Origin of the sequence: Sphingomonas sp. Leaf22, assembly GCF_001421715.1 — a bacterium.
Lineage (GTDB): Bacteria > Pseudomonadota > Alphaproteobacteria > Sphingomonadales > Sphingomonadaceae > Sphingomonas.
Genome location: NZ_LMKP01000012.1, coordinates 404,634 through 423,674, shown reverse-complemented (window position 1 = coordinate 423,674; position 19,041 = coordinate 404,634). Strand labels below are relative to the sequence as shown.

The following is a 19,041-nucleotide window of genomic DNA, read 5'->3' as shown; positions in this document are numbered from 1 at the left end:
TAAAGGACGTTCGCAAAGGTCTCGCGAACCAGGGCGCACAAACGAAAAGGGAGGCCGGTTGCCCGACCTCCCTTCCGAGAATTCTGCTTCGATGAAGAAGCTGAATTACATGCCCGAACCCGGACCGTAGGTGATTTCCACGCGACGGTTCTGCAGTTCGCGGACGCCATCGGCGGTTTCGACGCGCGGACGCGCTTCACCGAACGCTTCGGTCGAGATCGTACCACCCGAGATGCCACGGCCTTCCATGTACGCACGGACGGCATCAGCGCGACGCTGCGACAGACCGACGTTGTACTGGGCCGAACCCGAACGGTCGGTGAAGCCTGCCAGCATCACCTGGGCGTTGCCGCACGACTGGTAGTTCGAGATGGCGTTGTCGAGAATGCCAGCCGCTTCCGGCGTGACGTCCGACTTATCCCATTCGAAGAACACGATGTACGGTCCCGGGGTGCAGGTAACGACCGGCGCAACCGGTTCCGGCACCGGAGCAGGCGGCGGCGGAGCAACCGGTTCCGGCGGCAGCGGAGCCGGCGGCGGCGGGGTCGGCGCACCGAAGTTGAAGGTCAGGCCACCCAGCAGGCTGTGCGACCGGAAACGACCGTCATAGCCGACGCCACGAACGTTCACGAGGCGAACGTCATCGGCGTTGAAGAAGCGATACTTCAGCGAAACATCGACATTTTCGCTCAGCGGCGCACGGATACCCGCCAAAGCCTGCCATGCGAACACGGTGTCCGAATCATCGAGCGCCGCGAAGTTGTTGTTCACCCGATAATCGTGCGCCTTGACGCGCGCGACACCGGCACCGCCACCGACGAAGCCGCTGATGGCATCGTCATCGCCGAAGTCGAGCAGGGCATTCGCCATGAACGACAGCGCCGAGGTACGGCCACCGCCGCTATACGTGCCTGCGCCGACCGACGTCGATGCGCCGGTTGCGATCGAACCGGTGGTACGCAGTTCGTCGACGCTTGCGCTCTTGTACGCAACTTCGGTTTCGATGCGCAGCGCACCGAAATCGTAACCGACGGTGCCACCGACGTCGTAGCCATAGTTGCTGTCGACGGTGGTAACGCCACCGGCCGGCGTGGTCAGATCATAGTCGATATCTTCGACGATCATTGCGCCGCCTTCCACACCCACATACCACGCGTTGTCGCGGGCGAGGGCGGGAGTTGCGAGCGCAGTGGTCGCGAGCGCCAATGTGACGGCAAGCTTCCGCATTCTAGTCCCCTTTCACAGTTGTCCTACAGACAGCGCAAACCAAGTATCGAAGCGTTAGTTTCCACGCAAGCGCACAAAATCTGCGGTGTTGCACGATTACAACGGAATCAGGTGGCGATCAGCCCATGCCCGCGCAGCGCCGCCAGCACCGCCGACAACGTCTTGCGCGCCTCTTCGTCACGGACCGAACCGCCCTCTGCGCCTGCGATGGCAGCGCGTTGCGATCCAATCACCGGCACCCCGTCGATCGTCAATCGCGTACCGCGCAGGTCGCCGATGCGCCACGCACCCCCGCGGAACTCCACGGTCGTTTCGCTGGCGGACCACCAGAGCCGCATGCCGTCGCGCGGACCTGCGAACCGCCATCCGCCCGCCGTCATCCCCGCGAGATGCCGCGCTTTCCCCGCCCATGCACCGGTCGGCATCGCCCCGACGATCCAGCAGGTTCCGACCGTCGCATTCGTCGGCGGCGTGTCCTCCGCGACCCCGGCGACGCATCCATGCAACAGCATGTCGATCAGGGTCAGCGCCTCGTTGTGCGTCATTTCCTTCTGCGCCTGCGAGGCGTGCAGCAGCGGCAGCGACAGGCGGCTGGTCTGTTCGGTCATCATCTCGTCTCCGGTCGATAGATTGTCGTCGCCGCGCCCGACGGGCCATGAATGCCGATCTGGCGAACCTCGATGGTCAGCGGCATCGTCGGCAGCGCGACGCGCAGCAGCGGCTCGGCGATCTCGATGGTCCGCGTACCGCCCAGCGTGACGCGATACGCCTCGCGCTCCTCGCCGATCGGCACCTCGACGCCGTCGCGCCACGCCACCACACCCCGCGCGCACCGTATCCAGCGCAATTCGAGCATATTCTCCCGCATCTCGGCCGTCAGGTGGACCGGCGCGGGCGGCACCAGCCCGCGTCCTGCCGGAACGATGGTCGCGGTGGTGACGTCGTCGGCGGCGATCCCCACCGCCATCGCCGTCACCGTTCGTCCCACCGCCGGTACAGGCTCGTCGATCCGCCGCAGCGTCGCTGCGTCCAACAGGAAGAAGGCCTCGCCCGCCACGTGCCCGGCCATCGCCGCCGCGGTTCCACGCCGACCGCGCCACAGTCCCGACAGCCGCCAGCGTGCCGCCCCGATCCGCTCGGCCCGCGCGAACTGCACGATTTCGTCGCCGATCAGCGCCGCATTGCCGCCACGGTCGATCGCCGCCGCATCGATCCCGGTCAGCGTCATCGCGTCGTGCAGCAACGCGACCTCGACGCCATTCGTCCGGTCCTCGATCAGCGCACTCGCCGGTCCGGGCGGCACGGTGACGGTGCCGATCACCGCCGGTGCCGCGCTGTCGCCGATCTCGCTCCAGCCACCGGCATCGTCGCCCGTCAGCAACATTGCCCGCCGCCAGCCCGCCTGCGTTCCCGCCGCCGCCGCCGCAATCGCCGGCACGCTGTCGCCCGCGTCGGCCGGCAGCTCGACCAGCATCAGCCGCGTCCGGCCCGCGACCACGTCCGCCGCCAGTCGCGGCTGCCCGACCGCCGCCGGGGCCGGCAGGGTCGCCGCCGCGATCCGCACCAGTTCGATGGTCATCCGCATCGCCTCGATCCGGGTCCGTCGCACCCGCCACGATCCCGCCTCGCCCGCGATCGTCACCCGGTCGCCCGGTGCGACATCGATCGCACGCCAGTCGAGCACGACCGTCCGCACCTCCCCCGCCAGCACCGCGCGCGCGGCGATATCGCCCGCGATTTTCGCCGCACCCGCCGCATCCAGCACCGCCGGCAACTCGACCCGCAGCATGCTCCGCGCACCGCCGGGCCGCAGCACCTGCTGCACGCCCGCCTGATAATCGCGCGCGACATCGTGATAGGCGATGGCGACGTCGCTCGGGGTCGTCGGCGGCCGCCGCCATTCGGGCGCTTCGCCTGCCGGGCCATCGTCGCGGATCGTTCGCACCGGCCCGCCGCCGATCCGCAGCAGCGTGCCCTCGCCGTCGGGCGCATACCACCCGCCCAGCGGATCGACCAGCGCCGCCACCGCATCGCGCACCCGCGCCCCGCTCGCGGCATAGCCGATCAGCACCGGCCCGGCGGTCTCCGCCCGGATCGCGCCATCGCCCAGCGCCTCGGCGATGCGCCCGACCGGTACCGGCGCATCGTCCGCCATGACCTCGAAGGTCAGCGACGGAATCCGATTGCCGAAATCGGCCAGCGCCAGATCCTCGAACACGGCATAGGCCAGCCCACGATGCGCCGGGGCGTTGCCGATCCCGACGATGCTCTCGATCAGCGGATCGGGCGCTTGCGCCTCATCCCCCGGATACCAGCGGAACCCGGTCCGCGTCTTCCAGTCGCCCGCCGCCCCGCGCAACAGCTTGCCCTCGGCCCAGATCCGCCCGATTCCCCGGATCGGCCGTGCCGACAGCGCCACTGCGAACGACGCGGAATAGCTGTATTGCCGCACCCGCGACGATCCCTTGCCACTGGTCGTCCCCGCCTCGCGCAGGTCGGTCGCCCAGATCACCGTCCCCGCCACCCGCATCGTCCCGAACAGCTTCGGGATCGCCGCGCCATAGCTCGACAGCTGCACCTGCAATTCGCGCAGCCGCGGCCCCTCGCGCGGCGGCCCGGCGAACAGCTGGTCGTCGATCGCCCGCCCGGCCATCGCGCCCAGCGCCGCGCCGATCGGCCCCGCAATCGCGCCACCCACCACGGTCAGCACCACCGTCGCCATATATCCCTCCTATTTCCGCCAGATGCTCAGGATCGGCCACGGCACGTCGCGCCGCTCGACCACGCGCCGCGCCACCGCATCGGCGTGCAGGATGCCACCCCCGGTCGACAGCCCCAGATGCAACTGCCCCGGCCCGCTCAGCAGCAGCAGCACGTCGCCGGCCATCGCCCGATCGACCCGCCGAAACCCCGCCGCCGCCAGCACCGCCGCGACCCGCGTCGCATCGCCGCTGCGTCCGGGATAATCCGCCGGCACGTCGACCCCATGCGCCCAGCCGACCAGCCCGACACAGTCGAACCCGCCTTCGCCCCGACCCTGCCGCCGGAACCGCACGCCCACGACGCTGCGCGCCCGTTCGAGCGCGCTCATGCCCCCGGATAGCGCGTCAGCAGGTCGATCCCCGGCAGATACGGCTCGCCCCGAAAATTCGCGACATTGCCGAACCGGTCGCGACAGGTCGCCAGCGTCCCGTCGCACCCCTCGGCGATCTCGACCAGCGCCCCCACCCCATCGAAGCGCGGCGGCAGTTCCAGCGTCACGCCATCGCCATCCCCGGCAAGAATCACCGCCGACAGCCCGCCATTGGCACCGCCGATCCACCGCAGCCGCCCGCGCGCAAACCCCGCCCCGCCCGCCAGCGACAGCCGCGCGCCCTCCTGCGCCGTCACCCGCACCATCCGCCGCCGCCCCGCCATCGCCACCCGGCACCTGCGATCCCCCAGCGTCGCCCGGCACCCCGGCGACGTCGCCTCGACCACCGGCGCATCCAGCCGCACCTCACCCCCCAGCAGCTCCGCCGAGAAACTCCCGCGCCGCATCTCGACCCCGCCGATCCGCCCGGTCGCGACCGGCACCGGCACGCCCGGCGCGTCCCAATCGACCGCGAACACCGCCACCCGCGCGCCGTCATAGCGGCCGGCCAGCAAATCCCGCGCCCCGATCGCGCCGTGCGACAGCGCCCCCTCGATCGCCATCACCGGTGCGTCGAGCGTATCGTCGCGCACGATCGCCGACGGCACCATCCCCGGCGCGGCGCGATACGACAGCCCATCGACCACCAGATCGCGGTCATGCGCCGTCAGCCCGATCGTCACCCCGTCGCGCCGGTCGATCCGCCAGCACCACGTCAGCGTCGTCACCGCGCTCATGGCTCGCGCACCTCGATCAGCGGCACGCTGGCGGCACTCGCCGCGCCAAAGGTCGCGCGCGCCACCTGCAACCGGTCCTCGGCAAAGCGTACGGCCACGTCGAACGCGAACCCCGCCGTTATCGCCACACCCCTCGCCGGTGCGACATCGAGCTGCACCCAGCCGCCGGCGACCACCGCAAAGCCCTGCGTCTCGACCCCGCCGACGCCGACCCGCACGCTGCCCGCCACCGGCCGGGTGATCCGCCGCACCATCGCCCCGTATCGCTTCACCAGCGCGAAGCGCGTCGTCACCCCGTCGCCGGTCCCGATCGCCACGTCGCCGAACGCGGGCGGCACCCCCGTCGCGTGATCGAACGGATCCTGCAACCGGAACGCCCGCGCCGGCCCCAGCCGTGCCCGAAAGAAATCGAGCAGCACCGCCACATCGCGCTCCGACCGCACCCCTGGCCCGACATCATAGCGCGTCCGCGGCTCGGCCCAATCAACATTGCGCGCCTCGGCACCCCCGGCCCCAACCGCGATCGCGGTCGAGGTTTCCGGCATCACCTCCGCCTGCGCGCCCAGCGCCAGCGGAAAGCGCACGTCATCATACGCCTCCATCGCCCCCTCCTCCTCGAAATAGGTGAACCCGTCGCGCAACACCTGCGGCAGCGCCCAGACGAACGTCTCCGCCACGGCGCGCCCGCGCGCGACCTCCGCCGCCGCCGTGATCGCCGGCCACTGGCCACGATCCTCGGGCCGCAGCACGAAGCCCGAAAAATAATGCTGCTCATCGACCGGATAGCCGAGCCGTGCCCCCGCCGCGCTCACCCCGCGCGCGGTCAATCCGACATTGCCGGTCGCCGCCCAGTCATAATCCTCCAGTTGCAGCACATCGAACGCCGGCTTCGCCCAGCCGACCGGCATATTGGCCCGCTTCACCTGCGGACTGGCGGCATCAAGGATCGTCGGCAGATAGGCGAGCAACAGCGCCTGTTCCGCCCCCGCCCCGCGCGCCGCCGCGACCAAAGCCGCCGTCGATGCCGCCAGCAATTGCCCCGCCCGGTCGAGCACCGCCCGCTTCGCCACGGTCAACTCGCCGCGCACATCTTCGATCACCACCGGATTGCCGCCCAGCGCCGCCTTCGCCGCCGCATCGTACAGGCAGATGCGATGATCGGTCGTCACCCACCACCATGGTTCGCCGACCTGAAACCGCCCCTTGCCCCCCGCCGCGCGCGCGATCCCGACGAACGCCCGCGCCACCGCCTGCAAATACGCCATCGCCCCGCCATGCGCTGGCGACAGCAATGTCGATGGCGGCACCCATCCGGTCAGCGCTGGCGACCCGTCGCTCGCCCGCTGTTTCCAGTCGCCCCAGCAATGCGCGTCGAACACCTCGTAACTAAGCGACCAGATCACATCATAGCCCAGCGCGTCGGCACGCGCCGCGAAGTCGCGATGCCACGCCACGCAAGGGCCGTTCAGCACGCCCCCGGCCAGCGACACGAACAGCCCGTTCCCCGACCGTTCGAGCCGGAAATAATGGCTCATGCCCACATAATGGACGAGGGCACCACGATACCCCAGCCGCAGCGCATTGTGCAGCAACCGCGCGGGCGTCAGGTGATAGCTATCGTCATACCCGCTCGCGATGCGCAGCCCATGTTCGGGCACCACGACCTCGCCGATCGCCAGCACCGATCCCGGCCCGTCGCACCGGATCGCCGACAGCTCGACCCAGCCCTCCGCCGGGCTGCTGAGAAACCCGTCCCCCGCATCATAGTCCGGCGGCACCAGCGACACGAACATGCGGTCGACATCGCCCGCCCATACCGGCACGGCATCGTCGGGCAACCGGTACCCGCCGACGACATTCGCGAAATCGATCGCGATCTCCGCATCGTCGGGTGTACCCGTGGCATAGTTCCACAGCCGTACATACCAGGCGCGCGCGACACCCCCGGCATCGCGCCCCTCGATCGTCAGCACCGGCCCATGGGTCGCATCGAGCGGCCGGACTCCTCCCGAGCGCCAGCGAAACCGCAACCGGCAGTCGCGATAATCACGCGACGTCGCGTAGCGCAGCAACACATGGTCGTGCCGATCCTCCGACGCCCAGATCAGCCCCGCCAGATCGTCGCGCCGATAGAATACGCATGTCACCCGCAGCGCATCCGGCGCGGTCGTCACCACCGACGCCATCATCGGTCGCGGAAAATCGACGGTCCAGTACACCGGATCGAACCGCGTCAATACGCCCTCTTCCTGCACCGTCCGTTTATCGGCCAGCCAATGCCCCATCTCACGCCTCCATCAGCGCGGCGCGCACCGCGCGCGCGACCTGCCGGCTCGATTGTTGCAGCGCGCGCGGCGCATCCTGCCCAGGCGCATTCACCGTGATCGCCACCCGCACCTCGCGCGCAGGCCCGCCCTGCATCGCCACCACCTGTCCGCTGCTGGTCGGCACGAACAGTTCCGGCCCGCGCTCCCCCACCAGATACGGTCGCGCCGGGCTGACCGGTCCGCCGGTCGCCCGCCCCGGCGCGCCGCTCACCAGCGCCCCCAGCACGCCGGCGATCCCACCCGCCACGCCACCGCCGCCACCGCCCGAACCCAGCACCGCCGCCGCCGCGATCTCCGCCAGCATTTTCAGCGCCGTGTCGCGCAGGCCATCCAGATCGAGCTTGCCGGTACGGATCGCGCGGCCCAGCGCGGTCTCGATCGCCCGCCCCGCCCGCTCGACCCCACCGGCAAACGGCCCGTCCAGACTGGCCTGCATCGCCGCCACGTCGCTCGCAAACCCGGCGGTATCGGCGCGCACGCGCACGATCAGCCGTTCGATTTCCTCATCCATCGGGAAAACGCTCCTTCAGCGTGTCGATCGTCGCGCGGTCGCAGGGGGCGGGCGCATCGCCCCGCACCACCTGCACCAGCGCCCCCAGTTCGGCGGGCGTCGCCGCCCAAAACGCGTCCGGGCACCACCCGAACGCCACCCCCGCCAGCCCGGCCGCCCGCGCCGCGCCCTCGGCAAAACTCACCGCCCGCCCAGTATCTGCGCGATCAGCATTTTGAGCGCCGGCGTCGCCGCCGCGATCCCGGCCGCCGTCACGCCTTCCGCAAACTCCTCGCGCGACATCGCCACCGGATCGCGCAGGCAATGCCACAGCAGCGCCACCAGTTCGGCCAGCGTCAGCCGCCCCGCCGCCGCCCGCTCGACCAGCGCGAACAGCGACCCGACCTCGCCCTCCGCCGCGACCAGCGCCGCGAAACTGGGCCGCAGCACCAGCGTCTCACCCCGCACGCGCAGGCTCGCCTCGCCACGCGCCGCGTTCGCCGCGCCGCTCATGCCGACACCACCGGGCCGGAGGATTCGAGCGCCAGCGTGTAATTGCGCTCGCCATTATAATCGCCGGCATAGTCGAGCCGCGTGACGAGGAACCGCCCGGTCATCGTCTCGCCTCCCTCGAACGTCAGCCGATAGTCGTCGATCGAGCCGGCCAGCGCGTTGCTCCGCAGCCGGACCTCCGCCACCGAACCGGTGAACACCCCCGCCCCCGACACGCTGACCGACCGCACGCCCGCGCCCGACAGCAATTCGCGCCACCCGCCCGAATCCTTGCTGGTGATTGCCACCGCCTCGCCATTGACGCTCAACTGCGTCGTGCGCAGCCCCGCGACCGTCGCATAGGCCACCGGCACCGCCCCGTTCCCGATCTTCAGCAGGAACGCACTCCCCTTCTCTGCCGCCATGTCATTCTCCCGATGTTGATGATGCTCGCCGCCCCGCCTCCGGCGTATCCCCGCGAAGGCGGGGATCCAGAGCCACCGGCGCCACCTTTCCTCCACTCGTACCCCGGCGAAGGCCGGGGCCCGGTTGGGGGACGCTGCTTTGTCTTCAGAACCGTGCCGCAACTGGACCCCGGCCTACGCCGGGGTACGACCGTGCGGAAAAGCCATTCCCCTCACCCCGCCAGCATCCGCACCCGAAACTCGACCGACCCGATCCAGCCCTTGCCGTCGCGCACCACCCGGCTGCGCACGAACACCAGACTGACGATCCGCCACCCCGCCAGAGCCGCAGGCGCGGCCAGCACCGCCCCTTCCGCCGCAGCCGCCAGCGTCCGCAGCCGCACCGGCACCTCGCCATCGTCGAACAGCTGCACGACCACCCGCCCCTCGCGCCCGGCGGCGTCCTTGGTTCCCCAATCCGACAGCACCGGCATGTCGACCACGACAAAGGGCCGCGCGGCACGCACCGGCGGCGCATCGAACACGCTCGCTCCGGTCAGCACGCCCCGCAGCCGAGCGACCAGCATCGCCTGCAACAGCGTCCCCGCGATCATCGCCCCCACCCCGCGATATCCTGCAACCGCGGATCGACGATCGTCCGGCGCGTCAGCCCCTTGCCCGACAGCACCACCGCGTCGTCGACCGCTTCGGCCCGCACTCCCGGCACCGCCGCCGCTGTTGCCACCACCCGCGCCCGCATCTCGGCCGCTCGCTGCTCGGCCACCGCCGTGCCCCGCACCAGCGCCGCCCTCATCGCCGCGCCCCGGTCAGTTGCATCCGCCGCCACGGCCGCCACAGCGCCCCGACCGCTGCCGGGGGCGCGCCACTCGCCGTCCGCTGATCGAACAGGTGCGCGACCAGCACCACCACCCCTTGCGCGACCGCCGCCGGTACCGCCTCCCAATTCGCCGCAATCCCGGCGGTGAAGTGCACCGGGCTGGCCGCCGCCATCCGCACCCAACCCGTCCCGTCGGCATCGATATCGATCGCCGTGACCGGCGCGACCGCGACGATCGCGCTGACCGGTCCCACCGGCAACGCCCGCCACTCGCCGCTCGCCGCCATCATCGCCTCGTGCGGCCGCGCGAGGATCGCGGTCCCGGTATAGGCCTCGGCCAGCGCCAGCGCGGTCGCCGCCAGCCGATCGATCACCGCATCCTCGGCACTGCCCGTGATCCGCAGATAGTCCCGCGCCGCCGCGCGCACCCCCGCGATCGCCGCCGCCGGAAAAGGCGCTGCGCTCATGATATTCTCCCAGTTCGAGGAAGCAGGGGCGGAGGATCGCTCCGCCCCGCTCGATCACGCCGCCGCGATCTTGAGCAGCTTGATCGCCTCCGAATTGACCACCGCCCCGCCGACGCGCTTGGTCGCGTAGAAGTGGACGAACGGCTTGTTCGAATAGGGATCGCGCAGGATCTGCGTCTCGGCGCGCTCGGTGATCAGATACCCCGCCTTGAAATTGCCGAACGCGATCGGGAAACTGCCCGCCGCGATGTCCGGCATGTCCTCCGCCTCGACCACCGGATAGCCCAGCAGCGTATCGGGCTGCCCCGCCGCCAGCCCCGGCATCCACAGGAACGCGCCCTCGGCACTCTTGAACTTGCGGATGCGCGCCGCCGTCTGCGCATTCATCACGAAGGTCGCGCCCTGCCGATATGCTCCGCGCAGCGCCTGGACCAGATCGATCAGCCGGTTCTCCGGCTCGGCGCCAAAGTCCGCCGCCGCCCCGCTCGCCAGATATTGCATCGTCCCGAACGCCCGCGTCGCATCGCCGGTCACGGCGGTCGGCCCGCTCAGGAACCCGCGCGGCCGCCCCACGCCATTGCCGCTGACGAACGCCTGCCCCTCGGCCCGAGCGAACTCGCTCGCGATCTCGCCCGCCAGCCATTGCTCGACATCGAACGCAGCGTCATCCAACATCGCCTGGCTCGCCGCCCGATTGGCGTACAGCTCGCCCATCGGCGGTGCGATCTCGTTGAAGGTCGGCGTCGCCGTTTCCGGCCGCGCGCCGCCCTCGCTCGCCCAGCCCGACGGCGTGCCGCCGCTGGTCACCAGCTTGCGATAGCCCGCCGTGCCGACGCTCACCACCTGCGCGATGCGGCGGATCGGGCTGGCAGTCTTCAGCGTCGCGCCGATCATCGCATCGATCTCGCGCGGGACCCCCACCCCGCCCGCCGCATCGCTGGTCCCCGCCACCGCCTTGGTCTCGACCTCGGACCCGCTGCGCACGAACGCACCGAAGCCACCCCCCGGCGCGGCCCCGCTCAGCATCGGCCGGCTGCCACCGACACCCACACCCGAAAAGCTTCCCACCAGCGTATCGATCGTCATACCGTCTTCCCCATGCAAAAAGGGGCGCCGCACCTGCGACACCCCTTCGGTTGAAAAATGATCGTGAAACCGCAGCTTCACCCGTCCTCGACGGCATGAATCCGCGCCAGTGGCTGCATCGGCTGCGCGACCACACTGACCTCGACCAGCTCCGCCGCCGCGATCGTCCGCCACGCCCCCTGCCGCACCTGCGTCGCGCGATAGCCGAACGACAGCCCGGTCACCGCCCCACAGCCTACCAGCCGCGCCGCCTCGCCTGCCTCGATCCGACCGATCACCCGCAGGCCCCGCGCGTCCTCGCCCGCCAGCTCGACCGTCCCGATCGGCTCGCCCCGATGCTGCCACAGCAGCGGCACCCGCCCGACCGCCGTCAGCGCGCCGGGCAGCACCACATCGCCGCCCCGGTCGGCCCGCCCGAAGATCGCGGCGTACCCTGCGAACCTCACCGCGCCCATTCGGGCCACCCGCTCTTCACCGCGATCCCGACCAGCAGCAGCGCGAACACCATTCGCATCACCCATGCCAGCGCCGCGCGCACCGCCGATCGCTTGGCATCGCGCCACGCCTTCAACAGCTCGCGCAGTTCCTGCACATCGCCCGCCGCCGCCGCATCCGACAGCCCGATCCGCGCCATCGCCCGGCTCGCGCCCAGCTCGCCCGCCTCCTCCGCGATCGCCCGCAGCGTCTGCAGGTCGGCCCCGTCGCCCGCCGCCTGTCCCATCAGCTGCGCCAGCAGCACCCCGTCGCCCATCGCCTGTCTCCTGCCATCTGTGCTAGCGGCGTGTCGGTGAGACCCCGCCTGCGCATCATCCTCGCCGCCTTCGGCGCGGCCCTCCTCGCCTTCACCTTCGCGCTGCCCGTGCTGAAGGGGAAACGTTGCACCCAGGCCGGCGGCAGTTTCGACCGCCTGACCATGACGTGTGACCTGCCCCGCTAGGGCCGGTCACAACCCCACGAGCGTCCGCTTCTCCTCCGGCGTCAGGAAATCCGCCCCCGCCACCCGCGCCCACAACTGGTCGCGCTCGTCGCTAAGCGCGACCACCCGGTCGAGATCGACGCGCAGCGCCCCGCTCCCGATCCACCCGTCGATCGCCTGCCCCAAGGCACCCAGCACCCGCTCGCCCAAGGGCACGATCGTCTGCCGCCACAGCGCCCGGTTCGCCTCGCGATAATTCGCAAACGTATTGTCGCCGGGCAGCCCGAGCAGCATCGGCGGCACCCCGAACGCCAGCGCGATCTCGCGCGCCGCCTGTGCCTTCAACCCGACGAAATCCATGTCCGCGGGCGTCAGGCTCATCGCCTGCCATTTGAGGCCCCCGTCGAGCAGCATCGGCCGCCCGGCATTGGCCGCCCCGGCAAAGGCGTCGTCCATCTGCGCGCGCAGCCGGTCATATTGTTCGCCCGACAACACCCCGCCATCGCCCGGATCATGGACCAGCGCCCCCGACGGCCGCGCGGCATTGTCGAGCAGTGCCTTGTTCCACCGTGCCGCCTCGTTATGGATCGCCACCGCGCCTGTCGCCGCACCCAGACACCCCAGCCCATAATGATCGTCGAGCGGGTGGAAACCGCGAATATGCACCACCGCCGGCCGCCCCGCGCCGTCCTCGGCCGCGATCCGCGTCACGCGGTCGCCCACCCGATACCGATACGCGACCGGCCATCCCGCCGCATCCGCCTCGACGGTCACCCGCTCGGGGCGCAGCGCATACAGCTCACCGATCCCGCCCGCCCCGTCCTCGATCAACTGGATATAGGCATTGCCGTGCAGCAGCAGCTGCGCCCCCACGCTCTCCAGCAATTCCTGCCCCGCCGATCGCGCCGCGACCAGCGCCACCGCCCGCGCATCGCCCACGACCGGCATCGACGCGACCCCCTCGGCCACCAGCCGCACCGCGCGCTGCGCGATGGGATTGCCCAGATACGCCGCGCGCACCTGCGCCTCATAGCCCTGCGCCCATCCCCCCGCCGCCGGCCCGCTCCCCTCGCGCCACAGCACCGCACCGGCGCCGCCTCGCGCCAATACCGGACGCGACCCATCGCGCCCGGACCTGCGTCCGAACCATTTCATGTCGATTCTCCTGAAACCGAAACCGATGCCTCCCTCTCCCCTGCCAAGGGGAGAGGGATGCGCAGACTTGGTCTTTGCGAAGCAAAGGCCTAGTCGAAGCTGGGAGAGGGGTAGGCGCGCAGCGCGCGAGCCAAAGGCTCGCTCATGCCGACACTGAACCGGCCCCCGAAACATCCGCCCCGCAAAAGTGAAACCTTTGCGGAAGTCGGGCCTTCAATCTCTACTCCATCGTACCCCGGCGAAGACCGGGGTCCAGTTGGCAAGGCTTTTCCATAAGGTACGAACGTCCCCCAACTGGGCCCCGGCCTTCGCCGGGGTACGGAAAAGTGGTCGCAATGGTCTGGCGAAAGCCAGAGGCGGTCGCGAAACGCGCTCGCCGTACCCCAGCGAACGCCGCTATTCCTCCGGCTTGTCCACCGTCTCGCGCGTCACCTGCGTCTTGCGATAATTCGACAAGGCCACCGTCACCCCGACGATGATCGCCCCGCCCAGCGCCGCACCCGCCTCGGCCGCGCCGCTCGCCACCATATAGGCGACGATGCCCAGCATCATGACCAACGCGATCAGCATTGCCGCCAGACCGGCGATGTTCAGAACGAACTCCTGCGTTCCCGTCCGCCGGATCATCGCGTGGCGAAAACGCCGCTCTTCCGCCGCACCATCGGCGATCTCGCGTGCCAGCCCCGGCACGACCGCATCGTAATCACGCAGCAGGCTGGCCGGTGGCAGCGGTCCTTGATGGACGAGCATCGTCCGCTCGACGATCTCGCGCCGGACGTCGGGTTCGAACGGTTCGAGGATCGCCTCTACCCGTTCGGCGGCTTCTTCCTCCATGCTGTTGCGGTCGGGAACGATCGCCCGATCGTTCCGTCTGTCGGGGTCGTCCGGCCGTGGACCGTCACCCAATGGCGCGATCGCCCTTATGCTTCATCGACCGGCGCAGATCATCGCCCACCGCCTGCCAATCGGACAGGACCGATCCCTGTTCCAGCGACGACCAGGTCTTTTCCATGCGCGGCGGAACGATGATTCGCATCGCGCCATCCAACAGGGATCTACCGGTCCGGGCAGGGGTAATTCGCATCGCCTTCTTCATCGCTCAAATCGCCCGTCATCGCAACGACCACGTCATGCCATGAAGTAATTACGCGACGGTTGCGATCAATGTTCCCTCACAACACCCGCACCGTCGCGACCCCACGCCGCCCGAACATCAACTCCTGCATCGCCCACACCAGCGCATCGGCGCGGTCGGGCGACCGCCCCGGCCCCTGATAGCCGCCCCCGGCGATCAGCCCGCACAATTCGTCCTCCAGCGCCGGGAACGCGCCGACATGGAACGCCCGGCCATGTTCGTACAGTGCCACGATCGGCTCGGCCCGCGCCGCCTTGCCCCGCGATGCGTGGACCAACGTCACCGGCAGCCCGGCATCCGCCGCGCGCAGCACGCTGGCGACCATCGCCCCGCCCTGGTTCGATTCCGCCACCACCCGGTCGGCCCCATGCCGCGCCGCGCACGCCGCGACGGCGCCCGCCCAGCCCTCGGGCGACAGGCCCTGCACGCTCGCATCGGCCAGCACATAGCCATGGCCATCCTCGCCCAGCCCGACCGCGACGATCCCGCACGCATCGCCATCGACCCCCGCCGGCGGATCGACCCCGACCACCACCCGCACCAGCGTCGGCGGCATCGCCACCCGCTGCGTCTCGATCAGCGACCGCTGCCACAGCGCGCCCGCCACCTCCTCGATCAGTTCGCCGTCCAGCTCCTGCCGCCCCAGCCTTGTGCCCGCATAGCTGCCCTCGATCTGTGCGAAGTAACTTTCGGCCAGATGCCGGTTGTCGCGCGACCGTCCGCCCGTGATCCGCACCCCCGGCATCGCCCGGATGCGCCGCAGCAGCGGGATCAGGCGGGGCGTGGTCGTGACCAGCGTCTGCGGCCGCTCCCCCACCCGCATCCCCATCATCAGATTGTCCCAGGTCGCATCGGCATTGCGCCATTTCGCCAGCTCGTCGCACCACGCGATATGATGCTCCGGCCCGCGCAGCCCGTCCGGGCTTTCGGCGGCATAGACGAACGCCTGCGCGCCCGACCCGAACTCGACCATGCCGTGCGATGGCCGATAGTGGACGGTGCCATAATGTCGTCCGACCGCCAGCAGCCCGGCCGGTCCCCGCACCATCACCGTTTCGACATCGCGACGGTTCGCCCCGACCAACGCGATCCGCAGACCGGGCCGGTCCGCCGCCTGCGCGCATACCCATTGCGCCCCGGCGCGGGTCTTGCCGAAGCCCCGCCCCGCCTGGATCAGCCATACCGTCCAGTCAATGTCGGCAACCGTCTGTCCGGAATGGGCATAGACGCTCCACCGCGTCGCCAGTTCGAGCCGCCGGCTGGGGGTCAGCCGCGACACGATCCGCGCCTGATCGGCATCGTTCAGGCCGATCAGCTCGTCGATCATCGGATCGCGCGCGATCATGCCTGTTTCTCACGCTGGCCGCGCAGGATGCGCAATTGTTCCAGCAGCATCGCATCGGTTTCGGCCTGCGTCGCGCGATGCCGGGCCTCGCGAACTCCGGGACCGCCGCTACCCTTTTGCGACACCTGATAGCGTTCGAGCAGCCGCATCGCCTGATCGACGGTCATCGGTGCGACGATCACGTCCCCCACGTCCGTACCGCCGGTGTCGCCATCCTCGAACGCGGCCACGGCCTTGCGCAGCAATTCGGCTTCCAGCCGTTCATACCCGACCAGCATCGCGTTGCGCATCTGCTCGGCGAACACCGGATCGCGGCGGCGCAGCGCATAAAGGCCGGTCTTGGTCATGCCCACCGCCGCCAACGCCGCCGCCATGTTGCAGGTGGCGGCAATCTGATCGAGAAACGCCGCGCGACGCGCGTCGGTCCAGCCATGCACCACACGTCGTCGTTGCAGCGGACGGTTCGTCGCACTCCGGATCACGCTACCTGTTGCCATATCCCCACCCCCCCAGACGCCATTCGGGGCCGACGACGTTTCCGTCCGGCCCCGATCCCCACCATTTCCGATGTTCCTGTTTTGTGCCAGATGAGCGTGACGATGTCAAGCGCAATGTTCCCATCTGGTTCGTTTTGCATCGACCATGGCGACGGCGGCACCGCCTCCCCATATAGGGTGTATCGTTGGCAGATGGTCCGTAGGCGCCAGCGACCGGGAGACTCGCGTGCTTCCGCTTACGCTGTTGGGAGCGTCGAATATGGACCTCAACGATTTGCTGCACCGCCATCAGGTGGCGCTGATGCGCGCGGCCTCTGCCGCCACGAACGAGGCGCGCGAGTCGCACGACGGCACCGCGCGCTGCTACGAAACGAAGATCGAAACGGTGCGCAGCATCCTCGGTGCCTCCGGCCGGATGGTGGCAGCATGACCGCCGCCCCCGACACGCTGGCCGACCTGCCCGCCGACGCCGTGGCCGAACTTCCCGTCGAAGCCGTGGCCGAAGCCCCCGCCGAAACCCCGCGCAAGCCCGGCGCGATGCGCTTCAAGCGCAAATACACGACGGTACGCCTCACCCCCGATCAGGCCAGCCGTCAGGGCCAGGTCGCGACCAGCGCCTTTCGCCGCTTCGGCGAGCGGGACAAGGCGATGGCCTTCCTGAACGACCATGACGACGCCCTTGGCGGCCGCCCGCTCGACCTCGCCATCGCGAGTGCGGAGGGCCTGCAAAGCGTCGAAGCGGCGATGCTGGCGCGGACGGCATAATCACGCATCGATCCATCTCGCGGGGCAGGCGCTCCGCGAGAGTCGGATTGACGAGGGCCTCTGCGAACGTCCCGCGCTCCTTCTCGGCGTGACCATACCCACGCGCAGGCGGGGGTCCAGACGACCCGGTTCGAGCGCGACATACCCCGGAAGGCGTACCCCCGCGTAGGCGGGGGTCCAGAGCCGCACAAAACGACGGCTATTGCCGGCGGCCCTGGCCCCCGCCTGCGTGGTGGCACGGCAGAAGGCAACCGGCACTTCGCACGGGATTTGGCCAAGAGAGGCGAGACCTTCCCCCCCGTTCGGTTCGAGCGGCTTCGAGCCTGTCGAGAAGCGTCCGTCGAGAACCCCACCCGCCTGGGTCACCCCCTCTCGACAAGCCCGAACCGAACGGGAAGTGGCCAACTCACAACCCCGCCAACATTCCCTCCCAAGCCGCAACCTCCTCCTCGCGCCGCGCCACGATCCGCAGCGGCCCGACCGAACCGGTCGCCGGATCGACCTCGATCTCGCCGTCCCATGCGAATGTCGCATTCCCCGCGATCGTCACGACATCACCTACCTCGGCCGTCGCGCGCACCATGCCGCCCCGGTTGAAGACGCGCGTCTCGACGCTCCAGCCGATCCGTCCGGTCCGCGCCGCCGCCAGCGTCGATGCCGCCATCGCGCTGCCGCAGCTGTTGGTCAGCCCGACACCGCGTTCATAGGTCCGCACGAACAGCGCGCGCTCATGCCCCTGTTCGCGCAGTTCGACGAAACTGACATTGGCCCGCGCCGGGATCAGCGCCGGCCCCGCCTCGCACCAGTCGCCCAGCATCACCAGCTCGCCATCGTCGACCGCGTCGACGAACGCCACCAGATGCGGGTTGGGCATGGCGACGGCGGTGAAGCGTCGCTCGCTCGGCAATCCGGGGATCGCCGCCTCGACGAACGCCGCGTCGCCGACGGTCAGCCCGACGTCCGCCGGCAGCAGCGATACCGGTCCGACCTTCGTCTCGATCGTGGTGACGCCTGTCGCGATCGGCGCGACCCGCCGCGCCTCCGCGTCACTGACCTTCAGCCGCACCCGCCCGGCTTCGGTGTCCGTCACCTCGAACCCCAGCCGCGCGGTACAGCGCAGGCCGTTCAGGCACGTCTCCGCCTCCGACCCATCGGGATTGAACATCCGCATCCCGAAAATATGCGATCGATCTTCGCCAGTTAACAACAACAACCCATCGCCGCCAACGTCCCCGCGCCGGTCCGCCAACGCCCGCGCCACCCGCGCCCATTCCTGATCGGACAGATCGATCCCCCGCGCATCGATCAACGGAAAATCATTCCCCGACCCATGACAATGCAAAAACGAAAACCTCGTCACCCTACCTTACTCCGCACCTTGGCGATAAAACCGCGTTCCGCCGCCAGCCGCCGGGCAAAGGCTGGCCGCGCCAGCATCCTGTCCAGATAGCGCGCCAGTTCCGGATGGCCCGCCGCCTCGATCGGCGCGGTCGCATGCAGCGAACTCGCCAGCGCGCTGGTCACCGCGATATCGGCCAGCGTGAAACCGTTCCCGACCAGAAAGTCGCGCCCCGTCACCGCTTGTTCCAGATAGGCGAGGATCGGCGGCCACTGATCGCGCTCGGCCCGGTCCGCCGCCGCCGCATCGCCCGGCACCCCGCGCAGCAACGGCCCGACCACCCGATTGAACAACATCGTCCTGCCCGTGGCGAAGATCACCGTATCCGCCATTTCGTCGAACCAGATCGTTTGGCCGCGCAGTCGCGCATCGGCCGGGATCAACGCTGGTTCGGGATGTTCCGCCTCCAGATAGGCGATGATCGCGCTCGAATCGGACAGGGCGTAGTCGCCGTCGACCATCGCCGGAATCTGCCCGAACGGACTGATCGCGCGGAACGCCGGCGCGGTATCGCCCGGCGCGGTCGGGACGAGCTCGACCGCCAGCCGCTTTTCCTCGGCAAAGACCACCGCCTTGCGCACGAAGGGCGAGATGGTCGATCCGTATATCTTCATGGGTGCGTCTCCAT

General features: G+C 69.7%; 26 protein-coding genes. 3 read left to right on the top strand and 23 right to left on the bottom strand.

Annotated elements, in window-relative coordinates; all coding sequences use genetic code 11:
* Positions 1 to 105: 105 nt before the first annotated feature.
* From ASE70_RS08690 to ASE70_RS08615, 16 genes are all read right to left on the bottom strand, one after another.
* Complete coding sequence (locus tag ASE70_RS08690; RefSeq protein ID WP_056402241.1) at positions 106 to 1,227, bottom strand: OmpA family protein; 1,122 nt, start codon at positions 1,225 to 1,227, stop codon at positions 106 to 108.
* Positions 1,228 to 1,334: 107 nt separating this feature from the next.
* The gene (locus ASE70_RS08685) at positions 1,335 to 1,835 is read right to left on the bottom strand and encodes a DUF2793 domain-containing protein (RefSeq protein ID WP_235512379.1); all 501 of its coding nucleotides are present in this window, start codon (positions 1,833 to 1,835) and stop codon (positions 1,335 to 1,337) included.
* Positions 1,835 to 3,949: a phage tail protein gene (locus ASE70_RS08680; protein ID WP_056503478.1), complete on the bottom strand. Its 2,115-nt coding sequence runs from the start codon at positions 3,947 to 3,949 to the stop codon at positions 1,835 to 1,837. The genes ASE70_RS08685 and ASE70_RS08680 overlap by 1 nt, the downstream gene beginning before the upstream one ends.
* 9 nt (positions 3,950 to 3,958) lie before the next feature.
* Positions 3,959 to 4,318 carry a hypothetical protein gene (locus ASE70_RS08675; RefSeq protein WP_056503476.1) on the bottom strand — a complete coding sequence of 120 codons (360 nt, stop codon included), beginning with the start codon at positions 4,316 to 4,318 and terminating at the stop codon, positions 3,959 to 3,961.
* Positions 4,315 to 5,097: a DUF2163 domain-containing protein gene (locus ASE70_RS08670; RefSeq protein ID WP_056503472.1), complete on the bottom strand. Its 783-nt coding sequence runs from the start codon at positions 5,095 to 5,097 to the stop codon at positions 4,315 to 4,317. The genes ASE70_RS08675 and ASE70_RS08670 overlap by 4 nt, the downstream gene beginning before the upstream one ends.
* Positions 5,094 to 7,382: a DUF2460 domain-containing protein gene (locus tag ASE70_RS08665; RefSeq protein WP_056503469.1), complete on the bottom strand. Its 2,289-nt coding sequence runs from the start codon at positions 7,380 to 7,382 to the stop codon at positions 5,094 to 5,096. Before ASE70_RS08665 ends, ASE70_RS08670 begins: the two co-directional genes overlap by 4 nt.
* A 1-nt stretch (position 7,383) precedes the next feature.
* Complete coding sequence (locus ASE70_RS08660) at positions 7,384 to 7,935, bottom strand: hypothetical protein (protein ID WP_056503467.1); 552 nt, start codon at positions 7,933 to 7,935, stop codon at positions 7,384 to 7,386.
* A complete protein-coding gene (locus ASE70_RS08655) occupies positions 7,928 to 8,119 on the bottom strand; it encodes a phage tail assembly chaperone (protein WP_056503465.1) in 192 nt (63 codons plus the stop codon). Before ASE70_RS08655 ends, ASE70_RS08660 begins: the two co-directional genes overlap by 8 nt.
* A complete protein-coding gene (locus ASE70_RS08650; RefSeq protein WP_056503462.1) occupies positions 8,116 to 8,427 on the bottom strand; it encodes a GTA-gp10 family protein in 312 nt (103 codons plus the stop codon). The genes ASE70_RS08655 and ASE70_RS08650 overlap by 4 nt, the downstream gene beginning before the upstream one ends.
* Positions 8,424 to 8,831, bottom strand: coding sequence for a phage major tail protein, TP901-1 family (locus ASE70_RS08645; protein WP_056503460.1), 408 nt, complete (start codon positions 8,829 to 8,831; stop codon positions 8,424 to 8,426). Before ASE70_RS08645 ends, ASE70_RS08650 begins: the two co-directional genes overlap by 4 nt.
* A 212-nt stretch (positions 8,832 to 9,043) precedes the next feature.
* Positions 9,044 to 9,424, bottom strand: a complete 381-nt coding sequence (gene gp17 / locus ASE70_RS08640) for a tail completion protein gp17 (RefSeq protein ID WP_056503609.1) — start codon at positions 9,422 to 9,424, stop codon at positions 9,044 to 9,046.
* Entirely contained in the window at positions 9,421 to 9,624 is a 204-nt protein-coding gene (locus tag ASE70_RS08635) for a hypothetical protein (protein ID WP_056503458.1), read from the bottom strand. The genes gp17 and ASE70_RS08635 overlap by 4 nt, the downstream gene beginning before the upstream one ends.
* Positions 9,621 to 10,115: a hypothetical protein gene (locus ASE70_RS08630; protein ID WP_056402271.1), complete on the bottom strand. Its 495-nt coding sequence runs from the start codon at positions 10,113 to 10,115 to the stop codon at positions 9,621 to 9,623. Before ASE70_RS08630 ends, ASE70_RS08635 begins: the two co-directional genes overlap by 4 nt.
* Before the next feature lie 54 nt (positions 10,116 to 10,169).
* Entirely contained in the window at positions 10,170 to 11,201 is a 1,032-nt protein-coding gene (locus ASE70_RS08625; RefSeq protein ID WP_056503604.1) for a phage major capsid protein, read from the bottom strand.
* Between the two features lie 77 nt (positions 11,202 to 11,278).
* Positions 11,279 to 11,656: an HK97 family phage prohead protease gene (locus ASE70_RS08620; RefSeq protein WP_200925610.1), complete on the bottom strand. Its 378-nt coding sequence runs from the start codon at positions 11,654 to 11,656 to the stop codon at positions 11,279 to 11,281.
* Positions 11,644 to 11,952 (bottom strand): DUF6127 family protein, encoded by a 309-nt coding sequence (locus ASE70_RS08615; protein ID WP_056000993.1) that lies wholly within the window; start codon positions 11,950 to 11,952, stop codon positions 11,644 to 11,646. Before ASE70_RS08615 ends, ASE70_RS08620 begins: the two co-directional genes overlap by 13 nt.
* A 36-nt stretch (positions 11,953 to 11,988) precedes the next feature.
* Between ASE70_RS08615 and ASE70_RS19585 the strand changes: the two genes are divergently transcribed.
* Positions 11,989 to 12,138: a hypothetical protein gene (locus tag ASE70_RS19585; protein ID WP_156347491.1), complete on the top strand. Its 150-nt coding sequence runs from the start codon at positions 11,989 to 11,991 to the stop codon at positions 12,136 to 12,138.
* Positions 12,139 to 12,144: 6 nt separating this feature from the next.
* Here the strand turns inward: ASE70_RS19585 and ASE70_RS08610 are convergent, their stop codons facing one another.
* From ASE70_RS08610 to ASE70_RS08595, 5 genes are all read right to left on the bottom strand, one after another.
* On the bottom strand, positions 12,145 to 13,272 hold the full coding sequence (locus ASE70_RS08610; protein WP_056503454.1) for a phage portal protein: 1,128 nt from the start codon (positions 13,270 to 13,272) through the stop codon (positions 12,145 to 12,147).
* A gap of 396 nt (positions 13,273 to 13,668) precedes the next feature.
* Positions 13,669 to 14,106: a DUF2335 domain-containing protein gene (locus ASE70_RS08605; protein WP_056503451.1), complete on the bottom strand. Its 438-nt coding sequence runs from the start codon at positions 14,104 to 14,106 to the stop codon at positions 13,669 to 13,671.
* Positions 14,107 to 14,170: 64 nt separating this feature from the next.
* Complete coding sequence (locus tag ASE70_RS19580; RefSeq protein ID WP_156356088.1) at positions 14,171 to 14,368, bottom strand: hypothetical protein; 198 nt, start codon at positions 14,366 to 14,368, stop codon at positions 14,171 to 14,173.
* Between the two features lie 76 nt (positions 14,369 to 14,444).
* Entirely contained in the window at positions 14,445 to 15,752 is a 1,308-nt protein-coding gene (locus ASE70_RS08600) for a DNA-packaging protein (RefSeq protein WP_056503448.1), read from the bottom strand.
* Entirely contained in the window at positions 15,749 to 16,249 is a 501-nt protein-coding gene (locus ASE70_RS08595; RefSeq protein ID WP_156356087.1) for a hypothetical protein, read from the bottom strand. Before ASE70_RS08595 ends, ASE70_RS08600 begins: the two co-directional genes overlap by 4 nt.
* Before the next feature lie 259 nt (positions 16,250 to 16,508).
* Between ASE70_RS08595 and ASE70_RS20340 the strand changes: the two genes are divergently transcribed.
* Entirely contained in the window at positions 16,509 to 16,679 is a 171-nt protein-coding gene (locus ASE70_RS20340; RefSeq protein ID WP_200925607.1) for a hypothetical protein, read from the top strand.
* The gene (locus ASE70_RS08590; RefSeq protein ID WP_235519681.1) at positions 16,676 to 17,014 is read left to right on the top strand and encodes an antitoxin Xre/MbcA/ParS toxin-binding domain-containing protein; all 339 of its coding nucleotides are present in this window, start codon (positions 16,676 to 16,678) and stop codon (positions 17,012 to 17,014) included. Before ASE70_RS20340 ends, ASE70_RS08590 begins: the two co-directional genes overlap by 4 nt.
* Before the next feature lie 406 nt (positions 17,015 to 17,420).
* Here ASE70_RS08590 and dapF read toward each other — a convergent pair whose 3' ends face one another.
* Together dapF and ASE70_RS19575 are read right to left on the bottom strand one after the other, a co-directional pair.
* Entirely contained in the window at positions 17,421 to 18,374 is a 954-nt protein-coding gene (gene dapF, locus ASE70_RS08585; protein ID WP_056503442.1) for a diaminopimelate epimerase, read from the bottom strand.
* Positions 18,371 to 19,027: a glutathione S-transferase family protein gene (locus tag ASE70_RS19575; RefSeq protein WP_056503439.1), complete on the bottom strand. Its 657-nt coding sequence runs from the start codon at positions 19,025 to 19,027 to the stop codon at positions 18,371 to 18,373. The genes dapF and ASE70_RS19575 overlap by 4 nt, the downstream gene beginning before the upstream one ends.
* Positions 19,028 to 19,041 lie beyond the last annotated feature (14 nt).

Bases quoted from the DNA above. Each gene is read 5' to 3' on its own strand.
- ASE70_RS08615 (WP_056000993.1), bottom strand. From the start codon at position 11,952: ATGGGCGACGGGGTGCTGCTGGCGCAGCTGATGGGACAGGCGGCGGGC.
- ASE70_RS08680 (WP_056503478.1), bottom strand. From the start codon at position 3,949: ATGGCGACGGTGGTGCTGACCGTGGTGGGTGGCGCGATTGCGGGGCCG.
- ASE70_RS08650 (WP_056503462.1), bottom strand. From the start codon at position 8,427: ATGAGCGGCGCGGCGAACGCGGCGCGTGGCGAGGCGAGCCTGCGCGTG.
- ASE70_RS08670 (WP_056503472.1), bottom strand. From the start codon at position 5,097: ATGAGCGCGGTGACGACGCTGACGTGGTGCTGGCGGATCGACCGGCGC.
- ASE70_RS08590 (WP_235519681.1), top strand. From the start codon at position 16,676: ATGACCGCCGCCCCCGACACGCTGGCCGACCTGCCCGCCGACGCCGTG.
- ASE70_RS08685 (WP_235512379.1), bottom strand. From the start codon at position 1,835: ATGACCGAACAGACCAGCCGCCTGTCGCTGCCGCTGCTGCACGCCTCG.
- ASE70_RS08600 (WP_056503448.1), bottom strand. From the start codon at position 15,752: ATGATCGCGCGCGATCCGATGATCGACGAGCTGATCGGCCTGAACGAT.
- ASE70_RS08660 (WP_056503467.1), bottom strand. From the start codon at position 7,935: ATGGATGAGGAAATCGAACGGCTGATCGTGCGCGTGCGCGCCGATACC.
- ASE70_RS19575 (WP_056503439.1), bottom strand. From the start codon at position 19,027: ATGAAGATATACGGATCGACCATCTCGCCCTTCGTGCGCAAGGCGGTG.
- ASE70_RS08595 (WP_156356087.1), bottom strand. From the start codon at position 16,249: ATGGCAACAGGTAGCGTGATCCGGAGTGCGACGAACCGTCCGCTGCAA.
- ASE70_RS08610 (WP_056503454.1), bottom strand. From the start codon at position 13,272: ATGAAATGGTTCGGACGCAGGTCCGGGCGCGATGGGTCGCGTCCGGTA.
- ASE70_RS08630 (WP_056402271.1), bottom strand. From the start codon at position 10,115: ATGAGCGCAGCGCCTTTTCCGGCGGCGGCGATCGCGGGGGTGCGCGCG.
- ASE70_RS08690 (WP_056402241.1), bottom strand. From the start codon at position 1,227: ATGCGGAAGCTTGCCGTCACATTGGCGCTCGCGACCACTGCGCTCGCA.
- ASE70_RS08605 (WP_056503451.1), bottom strand. From the start codon at position 14,106: ATGGAGGAAGAAGCCGCCGAACGGGTAGAGGCGATCCTCGAACCGTTC.
- ASE70_RS20340 (WP_200925607.1), top strand. From the start codon at position 16,509: ATGGACCTCAACGATTTGCTGCACCGCCATCAGGTGGCGCTGATGCGC.
- ASE70_RS08625 (WP_056503604.1), bottom strand. From the start codon at position 11,201: ATGACGATCGATACGCTGGTGGGAAGCTTTTCGGGTGTGGGTGTCGGT.
- ASE70_RS08665 (WP_056503469.1), bottom strand. From the start codon at position 7,382: ATGGGGCATTGGCTGGCCGATAAACGGACGGTGCAGGAAGAGGGCGTA.
- ASE70_RS19580 (WP_156356088.1), bottom strand. From the start codon at position 14,368: ATGAAGAAGGCGATGCGAATTACCCCTGCCCGGACCGGTAGATCCCTG.
- ASE70_RS08675 (WP_056503476.1), bottom strand. From the start codon at position 4,318: ATGAGCGCGCTCGAACGGGCGCGCAGCGTCGTGGGCGTGCGGTTCCGG.
- gp17 (WP_056503609.1), bottom strand. From the start codon at position 9,424: ATGATCGCGGGGACGCTGTTGCAGGCGATGCTGGTCGCTCGGCTGCGG.
- ASE70_RS08635 (WP_056503458.1), bottom strand. From the start codon at position 9,624: ATGAGGGCGGCGCTGGTGCGGGGCACGGCGGTGGCCGAGCAGCGAGCG.
- ASE70_RS08645 (WP_056503460.1), bottom strand. From the start codon at position 8,831: ATGGCGGCAGAGAAGGGGAGTGCGTTCCTGCTGAAGATCGGGAACGGG.
- ASE70_RS08620 (WP_200925610.1), bottom strand. From the start codon at position 11,656: ATGGGCGCGGTGAGGTTCGCAGGGTACGCCGCGATCTTCGGGCGGGCC.